Origin of the sequence: Lacipirellula sp., from assembly GCF_965279485.1 — a bacterium.
GTDB lineage: Bacteria > Planctomycetota > Planctomycetia > Pirellulales > Lacipirellulaceae > Lacipirellula.
This window is the reverse complement of sequence record NZ_CBDIIC010000002.1, coordinates 1,853,726-1,878,175: the sequence shown is the minus strand read 5'-3', so window position 1 is coordinate 1,878,175 and position 24,450 is coordinate 1,853,726. Positions and strand designations below refer to the sequence as shown.

17 protein-coding genes are annotated in these 24,450 nt (G+C 62.5%); 4 read left to right on the top strand and 13 right to left on the bottom strand.

From position 1 onward, the window contains the following. Window positions 1–3: 3 nt before the first annotated feature. The 3 genes from infB to ACQY7R_RS15150 form a co-directional block, all read right to left on the bottom strand. Window positions 4–2,844, bottom strand: coding sequence for a translation initiation factor IF-2 (gene infB, locus ACQY7R_RS15160; RefSeq protein WP_428306427.1), 2,841 nt, complete (start codon window positions 2,842–2,844; stop codon window positions 4–6). Between the two features lie 129 nt (window positions 2,845–2,973). After that, complete coding sequence (nusA, locus tag ACQY7R_RS15155) at window positions 2,974–4,317, bottom strand: transcription termination factor NusA (protein WP_428306426.1); 1,344 nt, start codon at window positions 4,315–4,317, stop codon at window positions 2,974–2,976. Window positions 4,318–4,723: 406 nt separating this feature from the next. After that, the gene (locus ACQY7R_RS15150; protein WP_428306425.1) at window positions 4,724–6,037 is read right to left on the bottom strand and encodes a beta-ketoacyl-[acyl-carrier-protein] synthase family protein; all 1,314 of its coding nucleotides are present in this window, start codon (window positions 6,035–6,037) and stop codon (window positions 4,724–4,726) included. Between the two features lie 418 nt (window positions 6,038–6,455). Here ACQY7R_RS15150 and ACQY7R_RS15145 point away from each other — a divergent pair, with 418 nt between their 5' ends. Then, entirely contained in the window at window positions 6,456–9,677 is a 3,222-nt protein-coding gene (locus ACQY7R_RS15145; protein WP_428306424.1) for an ELWxxDGT repeat protein, read from the top strand. Window positions 9,678–9,716: 39 nt separating this feature from the next. Continuing rightward, a complete protein-coding gene (locus tag ACQY7R_RS15140) occupies window positions 9,717–10,736 on the top strand; it encodes a hypothetical protein (protein WP_428306423.1) in 1,020 nt (339 codons plus the stop codon). A 51-nt stretch (window positions 10,737–10,787) separates the two neighbouring features. Here the strand turns inward: ACQY7R_RS15140 and ACQY7R_RS15135 are convergent, their stop codons facing one another. The 3 genes from ACQY7R_RS15135 to ACQY7R_RS15125 all read right to left on the bottom strand — a co-directional run bounded on the left by ACQY7R_RS15135 (window position 10,788) and on the right by ACQY7R_RS15125 (window position 16,142). Beyond that, window positions 10,788–13,847 (bottom strand): ELWxxDGT repeat protein, encoded by a 3,060-nt coding sequence (locus ACQY7R_RS15135; protein ID WP_428306422.1) that lies wholly within the window; start codon window positions 13,845–13,847, stop codon window positions 10,788–10,790. A 177-nt stretch (window positions 13,848–14,024) separates the two neighbouring features. Continuing rightward, on the bottom strand, window positions 14,025–14,738 hold the full coding sequence (locus tag ACQY7R_RS15130; protein ID WP_428306421.1) for a class I SAM-dependent methyltransferase: 714 nt from the start codon (window positions 14,736–14,738) through the stop codon (window positions 14,025–14,027). 126 nt (window positions 14,739–14,864) lie between these two features. Next, the gene (locus ACQY7R_RS15125) at window positions 14,865–16,142 is read right to left on the bottom strand and encodes a hypothetical protein (RefSeq protein WP_428306420.1); all 1,278 of its coding nucleotides are present in this window, start codon (window positions 16,140–16,142) and stop codon (window positions 14,865–14,867) included. 260 nt (window positions 16,143–16,402) lie between these two features. On the opposite strand from ACQY7R_RS15125, the gene ACQY7R_RS15120 reads away from it, so the two are divergent. Continuing rightward, a complete protein-coding gene (locus tag ACQY7R_RS15120) occupies window positions 16,403–17,830 on the top strand; it encodes an alanine/glycine:cation symporter family protein (protein WP_428306419.1) in 1,428 nt (475 codons plus the stop codon). 44 nt (window positions 17,831–17,874) lie between these two features. Here the strand turns inward: ACQY7R_RS15120 and ACQY7R_RS15115 are convergent, their stop codons facing one another. From ACQY7R_RS15115 to ACQY7R_RS15085, 7 genes are all read right to left on the bottom strand, one after another. After that, on the bottom strand, window positions 17,875–18,102 hold the full coding sequence (locus tag ACQY7R_RS15115) for a type II toxin-antitoxin system Phd/YefM family antitoxin (protein WP_428306418.1): 228 nt from the start codon (window positions 18,100–18,102) through the stop codon (window positions 17,875–17,877). A gap of 131 nt (window positions 18,103–18,233) precedes the next feature. Beyond that, a complete protein-coding gene (gene fabF, locus ACQY7R_RS15110; protein WP_428306417.1) occupies window positions 18,234–19,472 on the bottom strand; it encodes a beta-ketoacyl-ACP synthase II in 1,239 nt (412 codons plus the stop codon). A gap of 170 nt (window positions 19,473–19,642) precedes the next feature. Continuing rightward, window positions 19,643–19,882: an acyl carrier protein gene (locus ACQY7R_RS15105; RefSeq protein WP_152100835.1), complete on the bottom strand. Its 240-nt coding sequence runs from the start codon at window positions 19,880–19,882 to the stop codon at window positions 19,643–19,645. A 276-nt stretch (window positions 19,883–20,158) separates the two neighbouring features. Next, complete coding sequence (fabG, locus tag ACQY7R_RS15100) at window positions 20,159–20,929, bottom strand: 3-oxoacyl-[acyl-carrier-protein] reductase (protein WP_428306416.1); 771 nt, start codon at window positions 20,927–20,929, stop codon at window positions 20,159–20,161. 218 nt (window positions 20,930–21,147) lie between these two features. Beyond that, the gene (gene fabD, locus ACQY7R_RS15095) at window positions 21,148–22,056 is read right to left on the bottom strand and encodes an ACP S-malonyltransferase (RefSeq protein WP_428306415.1); all 909 of its coding nucleotides are present in this window, start codon (window positions 22,054–22,056) and stop codon (window positions 21,148–21,150) included. A gap of 91 nt (window positions 22,057–22,147) precedes the next feature. Further along, window positions 22,148–22,327 carry a 50S ribosomal protein L32 gene (rpmF, locus tag ACQY7R_RS15090; RefSeq protein WP_152100833.1) on the bottom strand — a complete coding sequence of 60 codons (180 nt, stop codon included), beginning with the start codon at window positions 22,325–22,327 and terminating at the stop codon, window positions 22,148–22,150. A 695-nt stretch (window positions 22,328–23,022) separates the two neighbouring features. Then, on the bottom strand, window positions 23,023–24,096 hold the full coding sequence (locus ACQY7R_RS15085; protein ID WP_428306414.1) for a choice-of-anchor A family protein: 1,074 nt from the start codon (window positions 24,094–24,096) through the stop codon (window positions 23,023–23,025). A 181-nt stretch (window positions 24,097–24,277) separates the two neighbouring features. On the opposite strand from ACQY7R_RS15085, the gene ACQY7R_RS15080 reads away from it, so the two are divergent. After that, complete coding sequence (locus ACQY7R_RS15080) at window positions 24,278–24,436, top strand: hypothetical protein (protein WP_428306413.1); 159 nt, start codon at window positions 24,278–24,280, stop codon at window positions 24,434–24,436. Window positions 24,437–24,450 lie beyond the last annotated feature (14 nt).

Below are 24,450 nucleotides of genomic sequence, written 5' to 3'. Positions count from 1 at the left end.
CCTCTAGCTGTCGAACTTGCGTCCGATCTCCTCGATGCGATAGGCCTCGAGCAGGTCGCCTTCCTTGATGTCGTTGTAGCCTGAGAGCTTGATACCGCACTCCAGACCTTCCCGGACTTCCTTAGCGTCGTCCTTTTCACGCTTCAGCGTGTCGATGGCGTAGTCGCCGACGACCGTGCTGTCGCGAATGATGCGGACGCGAGCGTCGCGGGCGATGATGCCGCCCAACACCCGGCAACCAGCGATGGCGCCGACGCGACTGATCTTGAAGACCTGCTGCACAAGAGCCCGGCCGAGATCGACCTCGCGTTCTTCCGGCTTAAGCATCCCTTCGAGCGATTGCTTCAGGTCGTCGGCGATCTTGTAGATCACCTCGTAGCGACGAACCTGCACGCCGCGCTGATCCGCTGCGGACTTCGCGCGATCGTCGGGGATGACATTGAACCCGATGACAATCGCGTCGGAAGCATCGGCCAGCATGATGTCGGCTTCGGTGACGCCGCCAACCATCGCTTGGAGGATCCGCAGCTTCACTTCCGGATGGTCGAGCTTGCCGAGTTCCTTGCGGATTGCTTCGATCGAACCACGAGTATCGGCCCGCAAGATGATGTTGAGCGTTGAGACCTCGACGGCGCCATCGAGGCGGTCGAAGAGGTTTTCGAGCGTCACATGCGTCGGAGCGACGCCACTGAGGAATTCCGAACGAACCCGCTTGGCGCGAGCTTCGGCGATTTCGCGAGCCAACCCAATGTCGTCGAGCACGTAGAAGTGCTCGCCGGCGGCCGGAGCGATGTCGAGGCCCCAGATGTTGACGGGCATGCTCGGGAGCGCTTCGTCGTAGCGAACGCGCGAGTTGAGCGTGTCGTCCATGCTCTTCACACGGCCGAACGCATCGCCGCAGACGACGACGTCGCCCACGTGCAGCGTACCGTTTTGGACCATCACCTTGGCCATCACGCCGCGATCGGCCATTTGCTGGGCTTCCAAGCAGGTGCCGATAGCTTCGCGCGAGGGATTGGCTCTGTACTCGTGAAGTTCCGCCACGGTGAGCAGCGTGTCGAGCAGGTTCTCGATGCCGGCCCCGGTGGTGGCGCTGGTTCTCACCACTTCCACGTCGCCGCCCCACTCGCTCGGGAGCAAGTCGTTGGTGGCGAGTTGCTGATAGATCTTGTCGTAGTCGATGCCGGGGAGATCGGTCTTGTTGAGCGCGATCACGATCGGTACGTCCGCAGCGCGGGCGTGGCTGATCGCTTCCTCAGTTTGAGGCATGACGCCGTCGTCGGCAGCCACGACGATCACCGCGATGTCGGTGACGTTGGCGCCGCGGGCTCGCATCTCGGTGAAGGCCTCGTGGCCCGGCGTATCGACGAACGAAATCCGCTTGCCGTTACGGTCGACTTGGTAGGCGCGAATGTGCTGCGTAATGCCGCCGCTTTCGCCGCTGACGACGTTGATCCCGATGATCTTGTCGATGAGCGACGTCTTGCCGTGGTCGACGTGACCGAGGAAGGTGATGACCGGCGGTCGCTGGACGAGCGACTCTTCCGGATCAACCATGCTGCGGATTTCGTTCAGGAACTCGTCTTCGAGGCTCGTCGGAGCCTTGAAGTCGATAGTGATCCCGAGCTCCGCGGCAACGAGCTCCGTCATGTCGGGATCCATCTGACTGTTGAGGGTCGCCATGGCGCCCTCGCTCATCAAGATCCGCAGAATGTCGATGCCCGGCACGCCGGCCGCGGCCGAAAGCTCGCGAACGGTGCAGGGAAGCTGAATGCTGATGCGCTCTTTACGCGGCGCGGTCGAGCTAACGCCGGCGCGACGCTTCGGCCGATTACGGCGCGGACCGCGCGAGGGACGATCGTCGTCGCCGGGCCGATTGCCCGTGCGGCGGCGAGCGAGCTGGCGTTCTTCGCGACCACCGAGCAGCGGGCCGCCGCCTTCGCCAGCCTTGCCGTCGATCATCGGCTTGCCGCGGCCGCCGCGCTTGCCAGCCTTGGCGGCTTCGTCTTCTGCAGCCTTGGCTTTCTTGGCGGCGTCCACGGCGTCTTCGTGACGACGGAGGTGAGCTGCCAGCGGTTTGCTGCCGCTCTTGCCGGCGCGCATCGCGTCGGCAGGCAGCTTCATGTCGGGCTTCATTACCTGCTCGCCGCCTGCCTTGCCGCGGACCGGCTTGGGAGGTTCGACGGTGGGCATCGGCGCGAGCTTGATCGCGGGACGCTTCGGCGGGGGCGAACCAGCCGGCTTGCCGGCGTTGCCGCCGCGGTTGCCGGTCTTCGGCTCTTCGAAGACGGGCGGCTTGCCCATCATGTTGCCGGGGCCAACATAGTCGTCGCGACGCATGACGCCGGCGAGCGGGCCAGGCGAGCGGGGGACGTCCGACTCGGGCGGGGTAGCACGAGCGACGGGCGCCGCGGGTTCGATCGTTTGCTCTACGGCAGCGACTTCTTCCACCGCGGGAGCTTCAACGGCCGGGGCGAGCGGGGCAGCGAGTTCAGCTGCTTCCTCGAAGACGGGCTCGGCAGCCTGCTGCTCTTCGTCGCGCAACTTACGCAGACTTGTGAGCGGATCCGACGTCTTTTGGGTAACGATCACCGGCATGCGGTTGCCGGCGGCCGCTCGCTCGCGGGGGCGTTCCGGAGCGGCGATGCCCGCGGAGCCTCCCTTGGCGGCGGGCGGCTTCGAGCTCGAACCCTTGAAATAGTCCTGAATCTTGACGACTTCGTCTTCAGACAAGCTGGCTAGCGCCGACCCTTTGCCGGTGATGCCAATTTGCGTGCAGAGATCGACCAGCTCTTTGCTGTCGACCTTCAGTTCTTTCGCGAGTGAATAAATACGAACCGCCAAGATGATCTCCCGTTATCGCCGAGCGGCGGCGGATGACCCCTCCGCACGCCACACCGGCATTTAAAGCCCTAGCACTTAAACCGCCATCGGTCTGCTCCTTCAAAAACGTCTTGCGTCGTCCGGCGTCGATCATGGCGCCGAACCTTCGCTTTCAGTAGCTTCGTCAGCTACGTCCGCCAATGCTTCGCTCTCGCCGCCGTCGACCGGAGCGGTCGGCGCTGTCGGCAAGCGACCAGCGGCAATGTCAGCGGCCACGTGCTCCGCTTCGATCGCCGCGATTCGATCTTCTTCACGCTTCTTACGACGCGCTTCCTGAGCGGCAGCTTCGGCTTCCATCGCCTTGTCTTCCGCTTGAGAAACAATCGTGTCGACTTGCTCTTCGCTCAACTCGCCGATGGCCATTAGCGCGTCTGGCTCGATGACCGACAGGTCGTCGTAGCTCAGGAAGCCTTCTTCCACGAGCCGCTCGGCGAGATCGACGCTCATGCCGTCGAGTTGGCTGAACCCGGTGACGGCGCGGTCGATCGACTCGGCCAACTCGTCCTGGGTCATGATTTCGATGTCCCAGCCCGACAGCTTACTGGCGAGCCGCACATTCTGTCCGCGACGACCGATCGCCAGCGAGAGCTGATCCTCGCGGACCAGCACGATCGCGCGACCGAGCATCTTGCAGAGAATGACCTGCTCGACTTCGGCCGGCTGCAGGGCGTTCGGGATGAGAATTTCGAGGTTGTCGTCCCAACGGACGATGTCGATCCGCTCGCCGCCGAGTTCGTCGACGATGTTTTTGATGCGATTGCCGCGAACGCCGACGCAGGCGCCAACGCAATCGACGCGGGCGTCGCTCGAGCTGACCGCCACTTTCGAGCGGTAGCCTGGTTCGCGAGCCATCGCGCGAACTTCAATGACGCCGTCGATGATTTCCGGGATTTCCTGCTCAAACAGCCGCTGCACCAGTTGCGGGCGGGTGCGGCTGAGGATCACCTTCACGCGGCTGCCGCTCTTGCGAACTTCGAACACCGTCGCACGGACGCGTTCGTTCACATGATGCGTTTCGCCCGGGATCTGCTCGCTGCGGGGCAGGATCGCTTCGACGTTCGGCAAGGCCACGGTGGCGGCGGCGCCTTCATAGCGGTGGATCAAACCGCTCACCATGTCGCCGATTTGTTCGGTGTATTCGTCGTACAGAGCGTCCCGCTCCGCTTCGCGAATCTTCTGAATCATCACCTGCTTGGCGGTTTGAGCGCCAATGCGGCCGACGACTTCCTCCGACGGAAGTGCTTCGCCATCGCAGACAGCGGAGACGTTGCCCGACTGACGGTCGATCGCCACAGTGATGTCGGCTTCTTCGCCGTAGTGCTTCTTCAGCGCCGAGACGAGCGCAGCCTCGATCCCCTCGAACACGATCTCTTTGCCGATGTTCTTGTCGCGATGGATCGCATCGACGATGCGAAGAATTTCGTTGGGATTCATAGGCTTTGTACTTTCGCGGCGTATTCGCCCGTCGCGCGGCAAACCGGGATGTTCAAGTTGTTCGAATTGTCCGCCGTCGTTGGCGACGGCGCTGCGTCAGCAGGCGAAATCGTTCGCCAACTGCAGCGAGAGCTTCGGCGCTGTTCGCAGGAGCTGACCCCAGCGAAACGCCAAAACTCGTTCTACGGAAGCACTTAAGGCGTTCCGCAATCAGGTTAGGTTACCGGCGCCAAAGTGGAGTGTCAACCCGCTGGAATGGGGCGACGCCGCAGCAAACGCGACCCCGTCGCTCTCGGCAGAGCGGTTGGAGCGATCGCGCGGAAGGGGAGGGGAACTGCCGCACTTCAGCAACAGCCGCAGGCCCCGGTACTGACCGCCTGAATAGTACGGGGAAGGTCAACTCTGACTAAACCTTGGCGACCACCAACGCAGCCGCTTGGCCCTGCGGGGTGACGCTGAGCTTCAAAAAGCTCTGTCCTGCGGAAAGATTGGCGGCTCCGGAGGCGTGTACCGGACACTCCGGATCGGGTGTCGAAAAATTGAGCGTCGGGAACAGCGTCCCTTCGCGGAGGGCCAGTAGGCTGGCGACCGTTTCGACGACGCCGCCGCCGGCGCCGAGGTTGCCGAAGAAGCTCTTCGCGGCGACCACTGGCACTTCCTTCACCCGGTCGCCGAGCGCCTCGCGGAGGGCGACCGCTTCTTCGACGTCGCCGGCGCGGGTCCCCATTGCGTGGGCCGAAACGTGACCAAGTTGCGCCGGATCAATCCCCGCCGCGACGAGGGCGGCCTTGGCGGCGTTCGCCAGGGCGACTTCGCGGGCGCCTTTCAGGTTGGCGTCCGCCACCGCGCTGCTGCCGGTGCTGAGCAACTCGCCATAAATCTTGGCGCCGCGAGCCTTCGCCGACTCATATTCTTCGAGCAAAATCGCGCCGGCGCCTTCGCCGACGACCATGCCGCTGCGGTTGAGGTCGAACGGCCGGCACGCTTCGTGGGCCGGCAATTCAGCGTTGGCGAGCTGCTCCGACTGCGTCGCATGGACCGTCTTGAACGAGTGAATCCGCGTTCCCGTGGCGCCGGCGATCATGCGGTCGGCATGGCCGCGAGCGATGGTTTGCGCCGCCTCGCGGATCGCCATCAGCCCCGATGCTTCACGCATCGTGAGCGAATTGTTCGGGCCCTGCAGGTCGTTGAAGATTGCCACGTGGCTGGCCGGCATGTTGGGCAGGTAGCTCAGCATCCACAGCGGGTTCATGTCGCGGAGACCGTCGGTCCCCCATTTGCCGTACTCGAAACCGCCGGCGCCGATCCCCGCCTTCTTCATCGCACTGATGAAATCTTCGGGCGGGCTGAGCATATAGTCGCTGCCAAAGACGACGCCGGAGCGCTCGGCCTCCATCGGCGTGGCGCCGAACCCGCCGTCGACGATCGCATGCTGCGACGCGGCGACCGCCATCATCGACTCGCGGCACATCATTTTGAGAGCCTTGCGGATCGACTTTTTGAGGTCTTTTTCGAGCTCGCCGAAGTTGTCGATCTCGCCCGCAAACTGCCGGCATTCGCCGCCGAACGCGACCTTGCCGTCGAGAGCGGGGAGGTTCACCAGCGGCTCGATCCCGCTGCGGCCGCCGATAAGCGCCGACCAGAACTCCCCGAGGTCGCTCCCCAGCGGCGAGACGATCCCCAAGCCAGTGATGACAACGCGACGATCAGCAGCAGACATAGCAAGTTCCAACAAACAACAGCGAGCCGGGCCGTCCCGGCCCCGGCGCTCCGCCCGGGCTCTCCGGCAAACAATCAGCCTACCGCCCCCCCGCCGGGTCGCCTACCCCGGCTGAAACAGCCATGGCGCCCGCCATTTTGGGCCGCGTAAAGCCGCAACCGGGCGGTTTGCAGGGCGCCGTTCACGGTCAGAGCTCGCAGCTCCGAGATTCAGTTTCCGAACCTGCTTGCACTCCACGAAACCGGCCAAATCAATTAGGCTCACCGTCGAAAACAACATTACGAGACGGCGAAATCCACTCGACGCATAGCAACCAGCAGAGCAGGAAGAGCAAACGATGGCAGGACGTCCCCGAGCTTTTGCGGCATCCAGCGACGTAGGCGTTTCACTGGGCTTCGAGTCGCTGGAGAGGCGAGAGATGCTTAGCGCCTCGCCGCGTTTGATCGACGTTAATCAAACTCTTTACAGTCCGTCGAGTATCGGCGACTTCACCGAGGTTGGCGACATCATGTTCTTCACCTCTTCGGACTTTCCGGAGGAGAACGACAATCGGACCGGCGGCTACGAACTCTGGCGCACCGACGGAACCGAAGTGGGAACTTATCGGGTTAAGGATATCGAGCCGGGCAATATCGGGTCGGATCCGTTGGAGTTGACGAACTTCAACGGCACGCTCCTCTTCACCGCAGAGAGCAGTAATTACGGGCGCAGGCTTTGGCGTAGCGATGGAACCGACGCCGGCACCTTTCCTATTCATGACCTGCAGACGCAGTCGGGGTCTTCTTTTTATCTTCCTGTGCCCATCGGTATTGTCGTCGTCGGCGACTCGGCTTATTTCGTCGACCGCAACTCGTCGCAAGAGACGTCGCTTTGGAAGACTGACGGAACTGTCGGAGGGACGTTCCGCGTTGAAGGGGGCGGCGACGCTCAATCGTTGACGAACTTCAACGGAGCGTTGTACTACTCCTCGTCAGTAGCGGGGGCCACGCATGCTTCTGGGCGCGGTGAACTCTGGAAGACTGATGGAACGCCTGCCGGCACGATAAAAGTCAAGGACTTCGGCGCAGGGCATCCGTACGCTGCGGGCGCGTCGGTCGCTGTCGGCGGAACGCTCTATTTCATCTCCACCGGCTTGCAAGGACGCGAATTATGGAAAACCGATGGAACCGAAGCGGGCACTGAGCTCGTCAAAGGGTTCAATCTGGGCGGCCGTGATCAGAGCAGCGTGAACTTGACGGTCGCCGGCGACACAATCTACTTCACGGCGAATGCTCCCAATTACGGAGTCGAGCTTTGGATGTCCGACGGCACCAGTCAGGGGACGGTGTTGGTCGAGGACATTCGCCCCGGCTCAGATTGGTCTTCTCCCACCAGCTTGACCAACGTCGACGGCAAGCTGTTCTTCCTAGCATACGATGGTGCGGGCGGAGCCCCATTGTGGGTGGTCGATGGCTCTGGCGGGGGCGTCTCGCGCGTCGAAGGGTTCCCCGTCATGAGTCCTGGCAGTCAATTGAAGTATCTCACGGCTCATGCGGAACGGCTTTACTTTAGCCTGAACGACGGAACAAGCGGCGAGGAACTGTGGAGTACAGACGGCACGCCGACAGGCATGATGCGCGTGCGAGACATCAAGCCGGGCAGCGGCAGCTCCTCGCCAGCGAATATGCGATCGATTGGCGGCAAGCTGTTCTTCTCGGCGCAGTCAACATCTGGTCAACAGTTGTGGACCAGCGACGGAACGACGGACGGCACGGTTTTCGTCAAAGCTTTTAACGTCGCCACGGCGTCTTCAAATCCCCGCCAGCTAACGCAAGTCGGCGACGAGCTCTTCTTCTTCACCAGCGCTCCCGCTGGTCCCAATAGAACCTACCAACTTTGGAAGACCAACGGATCGCAGGCCGAAACGAAGTTGATCGCCAGTTTCGAGAATCTTCCCTACTACCAGGCCATTGAGGCAACCAACGTCAACGGGACGCTCTTCTTTTCTCTGGATACCCCGGGGCGTGGTTTGGAGCTTTGGAAGAGCGACGGCACGCCTGGGGGGACCGGTCTCGTCCTCGACGTCGCTCCGGGGCCTACTGGCAGCCAGCTGCAAGGCTTGGTGAACGTCAACGGAGCGCTCTACTTCCTTGCGAGCAACGCCGCCAGCGGCACGCAACTCTGGCGTAGCGACGGCACGGCCGCGGGAACCGTTCCGATCACGTCGCTCCCATCGTCTGTTGCTTCATGGGTCAGCACGAATGTTTGCGCGGTCGACGGCGTCCTGTACTTCGCTGCGAATACTTCGAACGGATATGAACTTTGGAAGTCCGATGGAACGCCGGCCGGAACAGTTGCGGTGAAGGATATTCGTCCTGGCCAATCAACGGCAGGCATTAGATCGATGCTCGCTCTGGACGGCATCCTCTACTTCCTTGCCAACGACGGCGTTCACGGCGAAGAAATGTGGCGCAGCGACGGTACGGCCGTCGGTACATATATGGTGAAGGAGATCTCTCCGGGCAACTCGTCTTGGATGATCGGGAATCTGAGCAAGGCTGGCGATGCGATCTACTTTAGCGCGAACGACGGCATCCACGGCAGCGAGCTTTGGCGCAGCGACGGAACCGCAGCGGGGACCAACATGGTCCGAGACCTCATACCTGGCGACATCGGCCCGACGCCGACCTCGTTCGTCGCTGTCGGCGACGCGGTCTATTTCGGGGCGCCGAGATACTACATTTCGAGCATGAGCCTGTGGCGGACCGACGGAACCTCGGAGGGGACAGTTGCGTTCGACTTGGACGCTCGTTCCCACGTTGATCCGCTCGGCGAGTTCAACGGCGAGGTCTACTTCATCATGGATAGCCAAAATACCGGAACGGAACTCTGGCGCATCGACGCCGCCTCCGGGCAAGCCGTGCAGGTTGCAGATCTCAACATTGGTCGCGGCCATTCCACCCCGCAGCAGTTGATGAACGTCAACGGTAAGCTGTTCTTCGCGGCGAACGACGTTGTCCACGGCCGCGAGCTGTGGGTCATCGATCCCGAGTCTCCTTCCGGCGATTTCACCGGCGACCGGCGCGTCGACGGCGCCGACTTCATGGCCTGGCAGCGGCAGTTCGGCACGACAGGTTCGGGCAACTCAGCCGATGACGACGGCGACGGCGTCGTCAACGGCGAGGATCTGCAAGCTTGGCGCAACAACTTCGGTTCCGTTGGCGGCCTCGCGGCGGCGGCTGCAAAGGCGCCGGAACCTGCTCCACGATTCCACGCTGCTTCGTCTAGCGGACTTTCGGCAGCCGACGCTTCGCAGACGCCGTTGCGTGCCGAAACGCTGGAACCTTCCGTCGCATCGCAAGCAGCTGTGCCCCTGAGGTTTCAACTTCCGCGCACGGTGACCGGCTTGTCTGCCGAGAAAACGGCTGCGGAACGGCCGGCTCGCGGTGATTCGTCAACGATTCGCCGAACACCCGAAGCTCGGGCGGCCGCTCATGCTGCTAGTGCGTTCGAAGTTCGCGGGTTGCAGGAAGTCGCTACAGTGCCAAGGCGGCAGTTTGCACCGCTCGCGTCCATCGTTAACGATCCCATTCGTGACGCGGATGACGTTACCGCCATCGACGATGCGTTCGAGCAAGAGTCTTGGCGGCATAGCGAGTGATTGAGATTTTTGGATTCTAGAGGAGGCATGGAGCGCCCGATGCGAACTCGAATGATGTTGCTGACATGCGCGGCGCTTGCCAATGCATGGTGGTCTGGCGGCGCGTGTGCGCTGGCTCAACCGCCGGAGGCTGCCGCTCACGCCGGCGCTGTTGAGACGAAGGCCGGCTCTCAGGCCGCGGCGTTCGTCGGCGAATGGCGCCTCGACGAGAAGAAGACTGCGTTTGTGATTACGCAAAACGCTGCGGGGCAGCTCGTCATCGAGATGCCTGCGGAACCAAACCAGCAAGCCGAGATTCGCAACGTCGAGTTGCAGGCAGGTCGACTCTCGTTTGACGAAATCATAATTGACGTCTCCCCCGATTCTGAGGCGCGATACTCGGCGGTCGTATCGCTGTCGGTCGCCGAGCGGACAGTCACGATCGAATCGGAATTGTCCATCGTTCCCGGCAACGCCGATGAACTGAACTATCGCATTGTGGCGGAGGGGAAAGCGGATCCGGTCGAGCATCTGCTCACTCGCGGCGATCCCAATCTCGACGATGGGTCGCCCTACGGCTGCTTTGGCGAAGTAGATTCTGCAGCGTTCAAGCAGCTTGTCGCGAAGCATGGCGTCGACCTGGATCGCGACGAAGAGAAACTGCGGGCCGCCGACGCCGAGACGCTGAGTCGATTCTTCGCTATTTCGCTCGAGTTCGAGCAACTCGACTTGCAGGCCCGCATTTACGCGCACGCGGTCTACTGCCTCAACCTGAACGCCTACACCTACGCCATCTACCATCGTGAGGAGGGACTGCGAGCATTGAGGGATTTGGTCGCAACGATTAAATCCCAGCCGCCGGCGGTGAGGCAACGGATCATCGACATCATCGTCTGCGGTCCCACGTTCGCGTCAGACGAGGAGAGCCAGGAATTCAAGAAGAAAATTAGCGCGTTGTCGGAAGAGGAAACAGATCCGACGTGGCTGCTGCTCATCGATCACAAGTATGGAGAGGGCGACCCGGTGTTCGCGCCGTGGCCGAACCGCGTTCGCGAAGACGAAAGCGATCTAAGCGAATAGACGCGTTGCGCAGGGCGTGACTCTATGCGGCGCCGTTGCAGCCGCGGCCGCCTACCGGCGCTTGCGCCACCGTTCGCGGAATCCATCGCTCTCGCTCGCGGCCGCGTAGAGCCGTGAGAAGTCGCCGGCGGCAAAGATGCGGTCGCGCGCCGTCGCCTGGGGGGCGTCGTCATCGAGCGCGTCGCTTTCGAACTCTTCACTCGCCATGATTGCCGCAGCAACGCTCGGCAGCGCGTCGGACGCCGCCATGGCTTCTGCTACCACGATGGTTGCAGCGCCGTAACTTCCCTTCCACACAGCAAGATCACCGCCAGCGATTGTCCCGTCGCCATCCCCGTCGGCGCCGCTTCCCGCGGGCGTTGCTGCAGAGCCAAAGTCTCGCTGCCACGCCAAGAAGTCTGCTCCGTCGACGCGGCCGTTATCGTTGTAGTCGCCCGCGATCGGTGCTTGAGGGCGCACCACCCACAACTCCTTACCGTGCGATCCGTCATCAGCAGTGAAGTACAGATCGCCCGCGACGTTCATCAAGTTGGCGATCGTCGCTCCCTGCGATCCTGGTCGCAAGTCGGCGACGCGCGCCACGCCGCCGCCGACGGTTCGCCAAAGTTCGCTGCCGCTCGCGCCGTCGTTGGCGACGAAGTACAGCGTGCCGTTGACGTTGGTTGCAACCAATACTCCCTGTTCGAATGGAGGCTCGCGTTGACTGGAGAAGTTGCTCACTTGCACGGGCGTCGAATCGCCGGCTGTGAGCTTGAAGAGTTGCAGACTTCCCACGCCTGGATAAACGAAATAGAGCGATGAACCTGCTACCGTAAATCCTGGGTCCAGGTTGTAGTAGCCGGTCGGCACGGTTGCATTCGGGGAATTCCACGCGACCGGAATCGTCCCTGCTTCCGTCCCATCGCTTTTCCAGAGTTGCCCCTGCTGGTTGGCGCTGATCGTGACGAAGAAGTAGAGCTCGCCGGCGAGTTCGGAGATCGTCGAATTCGCGTACGAATAGACGCCTCCGTAGGGGCCAAGTTGAATGTCTTTAACGATGTGCGTTCCCTCGGCGGTGCCGTCGCTGCGCCATAAATCAACGCCATGTGCCGGATCGTAGGCCGCGTAGTAGAGCACCCCGTTGAGATTCGTCAGATCGATCGGCCCGTATTCGTAGTCGGCAACGGCGAACGTCCCCGCGCTCGTTCCGTTGCTCCGCCATAGTTCTTTGCGAGTGCCGTTCGTCGCCACGAAATAGAGGAGATCGTTTACGGCCAGAAACTGGCTGCGCGTCGAAAAGCTGAATGCGTACGAGGTTCCCTCGTTTTGAAAATCCTTGACCTGCGTGGTTCCTGCTTCCGTCCCGTCGCTTTTCCACAGCCCGTAGTTGTCGTTGGCGTCATTGGCGAGAAAGTACAATGTGCCGTTGACGTTCGTAAAAATGATTCCCGTCTCGGCGAACGCGGACCCGGCGCGGATATCCTTGACGATTCCGGTGCCCGCAGCCGTTCCGTTGGTCTTCCAAAGTTCGGCACCGTGAACGTCATCTCTGGCCACGAAGTAGGTCCAATCACCAGCGGTCGCCGCACTGAATGGGGCGCTCTGAAGGAACGCCGGTCCCGTAATCGTCATTGTTCCCGCCGACGTGCCATCGGTGATCCACCGTCTAAGGCTCGTCATCTCGTTGGCCTGAAAGAGAAGCTGTCCGTTGAGATTCGCGAAAGAACTTGGTTCCGAACTTGTGTTTTTGCTACTTCCGAGGAGGTCTTTAACGAATCGCACGGCTCCGTCATCGCCCAGGCGAAACAGCTCCGCGCCGCCAGCCGGATGAATCGCTGCGAAATAGAGCTTGCCGTTGACGTTCGTGAGGTTGGTCGGCGAGAAGTTGGTGCTGGGATAGAGGTCGGGAAGCTGCGTCGTCCCGGCGGCGGTTCCGTCGCTCTGCCAGAGTTCGACGCCATGGGTGCCGTCGTTGGCGCTGAAGTACAGCGTTCCGTTCACATTGGTCAGCGACTTGGGCGATTCGTTGCCGCCTGGCCAAATATTTTTCACGAGTGAAGTACCGGCGACGGTCCCATCGGTTTTCCAAAGATCAAAGCCGGATGCCGCGAAATAGACGAGACCGTTCATTTCCTCTATCTCGACGCCAGTGCTGCCCAATGCACGGATCGCCATCGTTCCCGCGACGGTCCCATCAGTTTTCCACAGCGAAGAGCCAGCGGTGAATAGCAGCGTCGAACCATAGACGAACAGGTTCGCAGGCGACGACGAACTGGAGCCAGGGGCCAAATCAGCGACTCGATACGTGCCCGCTTCGGTGCCGTCGCTACGCCAGAGTTCTCGACCGCTGGCGCCGTCGTTTGCTGCGAAGTAGAGGGCCCCGTCCATGACGACGAAGTCGTCGGACGAGCTTTCGCTCATGCTCGGGATCCCCGCAGCGCTGCCGGGCCTAATGTCGCGGACTAGCATCGTTCCCGCCGCGGTTCCGTCGCTTTTCCAGAGTTCTGGGCCGCTGACGCCGTCGTTCGCCTTGAAGAAGAGCGTTCCGTTGATGTTCTTCAGGCGATGCTCATTTGTAGATATTCCGCTCGAGGCAATCGTGCTGATTGTTTTGACCACTTGCGTGCCCGCTTCGGTGCCGTCGGTTCGCCACAATTGCACGCTGTTCGAAGCTGGAGTTAAGAAGTAGAGCCAATCGCCCACGACGCAGAAGTTTCGAGGGTACGACGGCGAGTTGTTGAAACCGCCGACCTGAGTTGGTTCGGAGGCGCCAGGATCAAGACGGAAAACCGTGGAGAAATTTCCGTTAACTTCACGCCCCGTGAAGTAGAGCGATCCCTTAAAGATCGTCGACTCGCCGTATGAAGTGATTCCCCCGAATGCCTCGGTGCCGGCCGCACTCCCGTCAGTCTGCCACATCACTCCCGAGAAGTAGGCCGTCGAGAAGAAGGTCTTTCCGTCAAACTCCACGAAGCGATAGGGAGCGGAGCCCGTCGTGTTGGAGACGCCGCCCGAGTCGGTCAGCATCACCGGCGTCGCGCTTAACATCTGGCGCGGTTCGAGCGCTTCCAGCTTGAGCTGTTTGCCGATGGTGCGGGAGGTCTCAGCAGAGCGGCGGCGCGGACGAAACATCGCGAGGAGTCCGGGAGTCGAGGCTTCCAGCGTTGCCGGGAAGCGGGACAAAATCGGCCTCGCCAGTATATTTGAACTTCGATCCGAAGTCTATTGATTAGACGGGTCCGGAATTTGACGCACGATCTTGCCGTGCGAGCGCTCGGCAGCGACCGGGAACTAGGTGCGAGTTACCGTCTATTTGGCCCTCTGGGACTTCAATTCCCAGCCTCTGAACAGGTCGCTTTCGAACAATCGATCGCCCACCGTAAACCCAGCTCCGGCGATCGCCTCCATCACCCACGCCTCCGTCTCTGGGAAGTCCGCGGTGCGGATATGCTCGCACGCTCGTTCGCGCTCGTCGATGGTGAGGGCCGTCCACGAATCCATCACCTCGCCGGTGAGCGTTGCGATGTACTCGTCGCGTGATTCGTCATCCCGGCGTACGGCGTCGAGCCACAGCAACACGCCGTTCGGTTCGAGCACGCGGGCGATCTCGGCTAGCAGCGTCCGCTTCTCTGCCGTGCCGAAGTGGTGGAGCGAATAGCTGGCCAATACGACGTTCGCCAAGCCCGCGGGCATTTGCTGCAGCGCGTCGAGCAAGTCGCCGCAGATGAGGTCAACGCGGTCGCTCCACACCGCGGTGTTGCGGCGGGCTTCGGCAATCGACGACTCGGCGAGATCGACGCCGACGTAGCTCGCCACCGCGGCGTCGGCAAACCCGCGAGCCGCGACGCGGGCGTCGCCGCAGCCGAGGTCGACGATTCGCAATGGCCGGCCGAACGCTCGCGACCACTCACCGAGCGCCACGTTGATCTCAGCGTGAAACATGTAGTCGCCGTCGACGACGGCGTCGTACATTGATCGCTGTTCAAAAACAGCCTTCACGCTGGCGGAGTCGATGGTCGACATGACGGTGACGAACCTCTGGCACGCAAACGGGAACCGGATGTCCTCGTTGGACTGCCAAAGTATAGGTCGCCGAACGGGTTTGATGCAGTGGCTAAAATCGGCCACTGACTAGCGCCAGTCACCGCGCTAGTACCGCCCATGAAACGTCGGCGTCGTCTGCCGGGCCGTCATCGGTACCGCGAGCGGCGTGACGCCCGGCGTGCCGGCGACGCTCGGCAGCGGTTGGTTGACGGTGCCGCTGCTCTCGACGAGCAGCAACGCGTCGGCCCGCGGGGCGCTCTTGGGGAGCGGCAGCATGTCGGTGAGCGGGTTCGCCTTTTCGGGACCTGGCGTCGCGACGACGCCGATCGACAGCAGCAGCACATGGTCGGTTGGCCAACGGAAACGTTCGTGCAGTTGCACGGCCGTCACTTGCGGCACGTCGATCTGCGCCTTCTGGTTGGCCGCCGCGACAGAGGGGACTTCGAGCTGCACCGGAATCATCTTTTCGATCTGCGACAGCTTCAGCTTCACCACCGCGTCAGTCGTCGCCGCGTCGGTCGACAGCAGCGGGCTGAACTCCAACGAAAAACCTTCGTCGATTTGGCCGAGTTCCGGCTGGAAGCCAGGCCAAGTGGTTTGGTTCGCGATGATCCCCTTCGAGTACGTTCGCGGCCGCATCGTCGAGACGATCGACGTCTGCCCATTGAGGACCATTTGATGGGCGGTCGTGTGTTCGCGGAAATCGGTGCGGCTGCGCATCTCGGCGAGCATCACCGCCGCGTCTTCGCGAGCCATGATCCAAGCCTGCACGCCCGGCGACTGGACGGGGATCGGCGTCATCAGCGGAATCGCCCGCGTCCGCCAGTTCGGGTTCTTCAGCGTAAGGATCCGCAGGCCAAAGCCGTGGTTCTGCGCTTTGGTGCTGACGAAGCGGTCGACGATGTCGGCGACCACCGCCTGCATCTGCGGCGTGTGGTAGACGCGAAGCGTCGTGCGATCGGCCGAGAGGAGTCCGACCGGCGTCGAGTGCCAGGTTTCGAAACCCGTTTCGCGGAGGATCCAATCGACGATCAGTTGCTCAGGGTGAGCACTCGATTCCAAGCGGATCGTGTAGGGGCTGATGTCGTACTCACGCCAGACTTGGCCGTGGTCGTTCGGCAGCTGGTTCGTGCCGCGGCTCACTTGGGCGTGCGTGATCGGCTCGTTGGCCGCCATTGGCGTGGGCGTGATCGGCGCGGCGGCGGGCGCTCCCCCGGGCAACGGCTGAGCTGCGGCGGCCCCGGGATCGCCGTAGCGCGAGTCCATCGTTGGCGTCGCTGCTTTCCAACCGGTGACTTCCGGCGCCTGAGCGGCGGCGCGGTCGAGCGCGGTTGGTACGGCGCACGCGAGCGAGAGGAGGGCGAGGAGGAGTGAGCGCGACATGGATCGAGTCTCCGAAAAATCGATTCGGCGAGACGGCGGGATTGCAGGGGCGGGGAGTTTAGGAAAGCGGGCAGGGGCCGGCAAGGTCGGACCTGGGGCGGGGCCGACGCTCGTGCTTGCGCACGCTGAGAATGTTTTTGCGCTGAAGCTCGCCGCAGCTCCCCATGGCGCCAGCATTGGTCCCAACCTCTTGCTAAGATGCCGCTTGTCGTCTGGCGGCGAGTCACGTCTGCAAGCACTCAAGGGTAGTTGAAGCCTTTATGCCTGAATCAGCCTCCTGGATGGACTCTCTCGCCGAGTCAGTCGATAAAATTTCGGCCACGATGTACTGGCCGTGGGCCATTTGCCTGCTGTTCTCGGTGGCCATCTTCTTCACGTTCCGCAGCGGCTTCGTTCAGGTGCGGCGGTTCGGGGAAGCCTTGTCGACGATGGTCGCGTCGCAACAGGCGGGGGCCGGCGGTGCTCTCTCGCCGTTCCAGGCGTTCATGATGGGCCTCGGCTCGACGATCGGCGTAGGCAATATTGCCGGCGTCGCGGCGGCGATCATCACCGGCGGTCCGGGGGCCTTGTTCTGGATTTGGTGCTACGGCTTCTTCGGCATGGCGGTGAAGTTCGGCGAAGCGGCCCTCGGCTTGAAGTACCGCATCGCCAAGGGCGAGCAGACGCTGGCCGGCCCGATGTACTACCTGCGCGACGGCCTCGGCTCGCCCGCCCTCGCCTGGATTTACGCCTTTGTCGCCGGCATTGCTTGCTTGCTGACGACCCCCTTCACCCAGCCGAACTCGATCGCGATCGTGATCGACAGCCAGTTCAAGAAGGCGGGGATGGACCTCGGCACGTTCAACGTTGCCGGAGCTGACTTGCGGACCATGAGATTGGTCGTCGGCGTCATCCTGGCCGTGCTGGCCTGGGCGGTGTGCATCGGCGGCGTGAAGTCGATCGGCCGCGTGCTGGAGAAGCTTTCGCCCTTCAAAGTTGGGTTCTACTTGCTCGGCGGCCTGGCGGTGATCGCGATGAACATCGGCAATCTGCCGGCTGTGCTGCACGACGTCTTCACCGAGGCGTTTTCGCTGCGTCCGATCGCCGGGGCGACTGTCGGCGGCTTTATGGGAACGGTGATGGGCCAGGCGCTACGCCTGGGCCTCGCCCGCGGCGCCTATGCGAATGAAGCCGGCTACGGCACGGCGGCCGTGGTTTACGGCGTAGCGAAGAGCGATCGTCCCGAGCAGCAGGGCCTCAACGCGGTGATGGAAGTGTTCATCATCACCTTCATCACCTCGACGATCAGCGCTCTCACGATCTTGCTGACTGGCGTCTGGAAACTCGACGGCATGGAAAGCTCGGCCGCGGTAGCCGAGGCGTTCAATACCACGATTCCGACCGCTGGCGGTTGGATGGTCGCCTTCTCCGTGCTGCTGTTCGGCTACACGGCGCTCGTAGGCTGGTCGTTCTACGGCGAGCAGTTTCTTGAGTACCTGTTCGGCCGGCGGATCGTCATGCCGTACCGCTGGCTTTACTGCCTGTTGGTGCCGGTGGGCGCTGTGGCGAAGGTCGACCTCGTTTGGTCGTGGGGCGATATCCTGAACGGCGCGCAGGTCTTCCCGAATTTGATCGGGATCGTGGGCCTCAGCGGCATCGTGGCGAAGTTCGCGTTCGCACGGAAGGTGGACAACACCACCAAGTCATAAAGCCGCGGGCGTCGCCCGCGGTGAGGCACGCGCGACTCTGCGTCTTAGCTCAGAGCCAATTCGGCATAGCGCGAGAGATTCGGCATCGACACGCTGCTCGTCCGCTCTTTGCGGGGCTTCGGCGTGGCGGCGATCGTCGGCGGGACGATGCGGGCGACGGCCTTGCCGTGCCGCATGATGGTCACTTCTTCGCCGGCCTCGATCAGTTCGAGGAGTTCGAAGAAGCGGGTCCTGGCGTCAAAAGCGCCAACGTTCGTATTCGGGAGAGACATCGTATCGATCACCTGCGGTACGTCTTGAGCTGTGCAACTCTAGGTCGCACTCGTACCAGGTCAAACCGATTCGTCGCAAGGTCGTTCCAGAAACGTCTTCCAGAACCGCGACGGCCTACGAATTCCCGCAACTACTTCAAAAGCCCGGCGATAATCGTGGCATTGTGGCCGCCGAAGCCGAAGCTGTTGCTCATCACCGCATTGATTTTGCGCTGTTGAGGAACCTTGGCGGTATAGTTGAGATCGCAAGCCGGATCAGGGTTGTCGAGGTTGATCGTCGGCGGGCAGACCTGATCGCGGAGAGCCAGCAGCGAGAAGATGAGCTCGACGCCGCCGCTCGCTCCTAGCAAGTGGCCGAGTTGGCTCTTTGTGCTGGAGACGTTGAGCTTGAAGGCTTGATCTTCGAAGACGCGCTTCACGGCCACCGTCTCGGCCTTATCGCCAAGCGGGGTGCTGGTGCCGTGGGCGTTGATGTAGTCGATGGCGGTCGGATCGAGTTTCGCATCGCGGAGGGCGTTGCTCATCGCGCGAGCGGCGCCGGTGCCGTTTTCATCGGGCTGGGTGATGTGCCCGGCGTCGGCGCTGGCGCCGTAGCCGAGGACTTCGCCGAAGATCTTCGCGCCGCGAGCCTTAGCGTGTTCGAGTTCTTCGAAGACGAGGATGCCCGCGCCTTCGGAGAGGACGAAGCCGTCGCGATCGGAATCGAACGGCCGGCTCGCACGAGCGGGGTCGTCGTTCCGTTCCGAGAGGGCTCGCATGTTCGAGAAGCCGCTCACGCCGATGGGCGTGATGGCCGCTTCGGCGCCGCCGGTGACCATGACGTCGGCGTCGCCGTATTGGATTGCCTTGAACGCGTCGCCCATCGCGTTGGTCGCGCTGGCACAGGCGGTAGCGATGGCGTAGTTCGGGCCACGGAGGCCGAAGCGGATCGAGATCTGACCGCTCGCGGCGTTCAGCATCAGCTTCGGGATGGTGAACGCGCTAACGCGGTCCGGGCCTTTGAGGATCAGCCGACGCTCTTGCTCTTCGATCTCGTTGAGCCCGCCGATGCCGGAGCCAATGATGGCTCCGCACATGTAGGGATCTTCCTTCGAGAAGTCGAGTCCCGACTGCGCGACGGCGTCGATCGCGGCGACGAGCGCGAACTGCGTGAAGCGATCGACTCGCTTCGCGTCCTTCGCATCGACGTAGCCGTCGGTCGTCCAGTCATGCACGTCGCCGCCGAACTTCACTTTGTAGTCGGCAGTGTCGAAGCACTGGAGGGTGTGAATGCCGCTTTGCCCCTCAAGAATGCGCTTCCAGAGCTCCTCAACTTTGCAGCTGAGGGAGGTAACGGCGCCCATGCCTGTGACAACGACTCGTCGTTTCATCGCTTCGTGGGGAGTACGGATTCTGAGCCTGGAGTTCAGTCGAAGCAGCGACCGAGTCGAGGCTCAGGCCCTCGTCGCTGCGGCGGTGACGCTGCTGATATTATCGGCGCGTCGGACCGTTTGGGCCAACGTCAGTCTGCCCCCAGCGATCCGCACAAACCTGCCGCCAGCTAGCTCTTCGAGTTCTGCTCGATGAATGCGACCGCCTGGCCGACCGTTTGGATCTTCTCAGCGGCGTCGTCCGGGATGTTGATGTCGAACTCTTCCTCGAGTTCCATCACGAGCTCGACGGTGTCGAGCGAGTCGGCGCCCAGGTCGTTCACGAACGACGTTTCAGCGGTGATCTTGTCCTTATCGACGCCGAGTTGCTCGGAGACGATATCCGTTACGCGTTCCATGATCGAAGCCACGCTGAAGTTCCTCCCTACAAATTCCAGTTGATTCTATATGTCTTGATTTGGGGAAACGGCGTCGTCTAGGACGATCGCGAGGCTCCTCAAAATCCGTTTTGCTTTGTACTGCTAGTGCGGGGGTGCCGGCGTGCCGGCTGGTTCCGCTGCTGTCCTTGCAAGCCCTGTAAGATAGAGGGGGCTTGCGAAGGAGGTCAAGATATAACGTCTCGTCGGGGGGCTGTCCAGGTCGTCCCCGGTCTGGGGAAACGACGCAAACTGCCGCAAACAGGGCCTCTACGCGGTCATGCCGCCGTCGACCGTGATCACCTGGCCAGTGATGTAGCTGGCCGAGTCGCTCGACAGGTACAGGACCGCGTCGGCCACCTCGTCGGCCTCGCCGATCCGCTGGGCCGGGATCCGCTTCTTCACCTCGTCGATGATCGCCGGGCCGAGGGCCTCGGCCATGTCGGTGGCGATGAAGCCGGGGCAAATCGCGTTGACGGTGATCTTCCGCTTGGCGAGTTCGCGGGCCACGGTTTGCGTGAAGCCGATGATGCCCGCCTTCGACGCCGAGTAGTTGGACTGGCCCGGGTTGCCCACGAGGCCCGAGACGCTCGACATGTTGATGATCCGGCCCGACCGTTGCCGCATCATCACCTTGGCGGCGGCGCGGCTGAACAGGAAGACCGACCGCAGGTTGGCGGCGATCACCTGATCCCAGTCGTCGTCGCTCATGATCGGCAAGAGCGTGTCCTTGGTGATGCCGGCGTTGTTCACGACGATGTCGAGGCGGCCATGCTGTTCGACGACGGCGTCGACCGAGGCCTGAGCGGCGTCGGAGTTCGTCACATCGCACGAATGGATCGAGGCCTTGCCGCCGGCGGCAGTGATCTCAGCGGCGGTCTCCTTGAGCTTCTCTTCGTTGCGAGCGAGGCATGCGACGGTGGCGCCAGCCTTGCCGAGAGCGATGGCGATCGCCTTGCCAATGCCGCGCGAAGCGCCGGTCACGAGGGCGACTTGGCCGGAGAGGTCAACTTGAATGCGACGCGAGGGGGTGTCTGCCATGTTGGGCGCCTTGGTCGTTTTTCTGATTGTGTTTTTTTGGTCTCTCGCAGAGGCGCGGAGACGCAGAGGGGAGAACTCTCGATCGCTAATGGCTGCTAATGATTTGCGGTTAGCGGCGATCTGCGATGGCTTGCTTTCCTCTCCTGTGATTTGGTCTTCACTCTGAATTGTTTTCTCTGCGCCTTTGCGCCTCTGCGAGAGACTCTTCGCATTCGCTTCTAAGCCGCCACGTTCTCGCAGGGGAACTTGCGTTCGATTCGTTTCATCAGGCCGGTCAGCACGCGGCCGGGGCCGATTTCGTAGGCTCGCTCGACGCCGTGCGGGCCGAGCAGGTTGCGCATCGATTGTTCCCACTGCACAGGGCTCACGAGCTGCTTCACGAGCAGCTGGCGGATCTCGGCGGGGTCGCTGTGGGCTTCGGCGTCGACGTTCGAAATGACCGGGATGCGGGGCGATTTGATCTCGGCGTCGGCAACAGCTTTCGCGAGGCGATCGTAGGCGGGCTGCATCAGCGGCGTGTGGAACGCGCCGGCGACGGTGAGCGGAATCACCTTCATGGCGCCGGCGGCTTCGGCCAGCTGAGCGACGCGGCTGCAGGCCTCGCGGCCGCCGGAGACGACGATGTTGCCGGGGCAGAGCAGGTTGGCCACTTGCAGGACGTCGCCATTGCGGGCTTCGCTGCAGAGATCCTCGATACGGTCGCGTTCCATGCCGAGGATGCTGACCATGCCGCTCGGCGTGAGGTCGGCGGCGGCTTGCATCGCACGGCCGCGCTCTTGCACCAGGCGGAGGCCGGTCTCGAAGTCCATCGCTCCGGCGAAGACCAGGGCGGTGTACTCGCCAAGGCTGAGGCCGGCGGTGGCGGCGCACTCGTCGATGATCTGCGGCTGCTCAGCGCGGAACTTTTCGAGCGCTGCGAGGCTGCAGGCGAAGAGGGCTGGCTGGCTGAACTCGGTGGCGTTGAGTTGCTCGGCTGGGCCTTCGGCGCAGAGCTTGAGCAGGTCGTAACCGAGGATCGCGGCGGAGCGATCGAACAGCTCGCGAGCAGCCGGAAGCGTGGCGGCGAGCTCCGCGCCCATGCCGACGGTTTGGGCACCCTGTCCGGGAAAGAGAAAAGCAGTTTTCATGAGGCTACAGGCAGCGGGCCGCAGGCTTCAGAAGCGAAAGGCTCGATTCTTAATTGCCTGCTGCCTGAAGTCCGAAGCCGGCTGGCTTCCCTTACTCCCCGGTCTCGACCATCGTGCGGCCCATGTAGTGGCCACAGTTCGGGCAGACGACGTGGCTCGGCTGCGGGGTGGCGCACTTGGGGCACGATTGAAGCTGCTTCGGCTTCAAACCGTGGTGCGAGCGACGCTTGCCGGTGCGGGAGTTGGAGTGTTTACGCTTGGGGACGGCCATGGCAGGTGCTCCGCAAAGGGAGCCGGTAAGGATCCAGTTGCCCGGTGAGGGGCCAGGAAAGTAAGTCGAATCGCTCAAGGTACAGGGGGCCGGCCGGGTGGTCAATGGCGTGGGGCGTCAGTTGTCCGTCGTCAGTCGTCAGTGGCGGAGAGGGGGCCTGCCGGCTGTGGCTGGGATGTCGTATCGGGTGGGTCGAAGAGCAAATCGCGATTTTAGGCGACACTAAGGAATGGCGACTAAGTGTTTGTCTCAGATGGTGTTACAGCATCGGCGTCGCCCCTGATGTCGCATTGGAGGCGACATCAGGGGCGACATGACATGTGCGGGGCTACCCGGCCAGGTTGCATCGACGGGCGGCGTGGCGGAGTTGATTGTCAAAGAGCGAAGGGGTGAGCAGGCGGTCGCGTCGCCCGATTGGGCGGAGATCTGGCCTAGCACCATCTGCTCTGTAGTGAGAGGCAACGTGAAGCCTAGCAAATGAGGTGGCCCAGTTTCGACACAAAAATTTGCAGTTTTGCGCGAAGGGCGGGGCGTTGGTTGGTGGGGGCCGCATTGGACTGGTCGCTTAAGCGACCAGTCCGCAGTGGTGAGGAGCTTTGCCTGAGCGCAAGAAAATGGGCGAGGCCGTTGGGACGGCCTCGCCCGGGGAATTCGCGTGAACGTCGACGTTCACCAACTCGCGATCATGTCTGCCCTTAGGCAGCACGGCGGCGACGGAGGAGTGCGACGCCCGCGACCGCGGCGATGCTGAGTAGACCAGCCGTGGCGGGTTCCGGGACCGGAATCGGGCGGAGGGGGCCGTCGAAGAACGTCGGCACGCCGCCGCCGCCGTTCATCGTGTGGGTCTCGATGCTGCCGGTCAGCGAGGCGGCAATCAGGTTGCCGTTGAAGCCGCCGAACGAGGTCGAGATGGCCGCCTTCGGGGCGAGGAACGTGCCGGCGGCGCTGCCTTGGATCGTGAACGACGTGGCGTCGTAGAAGTTCCAGAGCAGGTTGGCGACGGTGATGCCGCCGCTCAGGTTGAAGCCCGTGTTGGGGATCGTGAAGCCCGAGCCGGAGACGTTCAGGATGACCGTGGCGCCGGCCGGGGCGCTGATGTTGAATCCGCCCGGCGAGCCGGCGATCTGGGCGCCGGTGAGGTTGTAGTAGTTGGCGCCAGCGCCGGCGGTGATGAACATCTGGCTGAACTGGAACGTCGGCGTCGGGTCGGCCGGGTTCACTTGGGCGGCCGAGAGGGCCGTCAGGTAGGCGCCTTCGGCGGCGAAATCAACCGGAACGGGCGTGGCGACGGGGCCGGTGATCGTGCCGCTGATCGTGGCGCCGTTTTGGTTGAAGGTCGTGCCGTAGCGGACGTTGCCGTTGACCGTGCCGCCGCTGCCGAACGTGAGGCTGCCGTTCGAGCTGAAGTTGCCGTTGACCGTGGGCGTGGTGTAGGTGGCGTTGCCGCCGGTGACGATGTGACCCTTCACCGAGGCGGAATTGGCGCTCAGCGTGCCGCCGACGACGAGGTTCGTCGTGTTCGTGGCTTGTTGGCTGGCGACCGTGAAGTTGTTGAAGTTGACAATGCCGCCGACGGCGACTTTGCCCTGGGCGTCGACGTTCGAACGGGTCGAGTTGCCAAGGATGAATTCGCCGTATTGGCCGGCCGTGCCGAGCAGGCTGGCGCTCGCGGAGGAGACGCCGAGGGCCAAAACGAGGAGGCCGGCAGCGCCGGCGCGGGCGGCCGAGCGGGCCCGCAGGAGGGAGGACATCAGACTGGTGCTCTTCATTAGACTACTCAACTCATCATCAAAAGGTGTGCATCTGTGGTGACCCGAACAGGTTAAATTAGTCGTACGGCGAGGCGGTTCAAGTGGTGCGGTCAACGTGGCTCTCCACGCTCAGGTTGCGAAAGAGGAGATTTGGGCGTGACGATTTTGCCGGCTACGATGCGTAACTCGATGATTGGCGATGCTTTATGTCGTCAATGCCGCGGCAGACGCGGCGTTGCGGCTCACCGCGAGCGGGTTGCGGGTAGCTGCGGTTTGGGCGGAAAATTTTTTTAAATTGCCTTACAAATCGGCAACGGAGCGGCAAGTGCGATTTGCTGCCAAGGAAGTGGATATTTAGCGGGAGACGGCGAG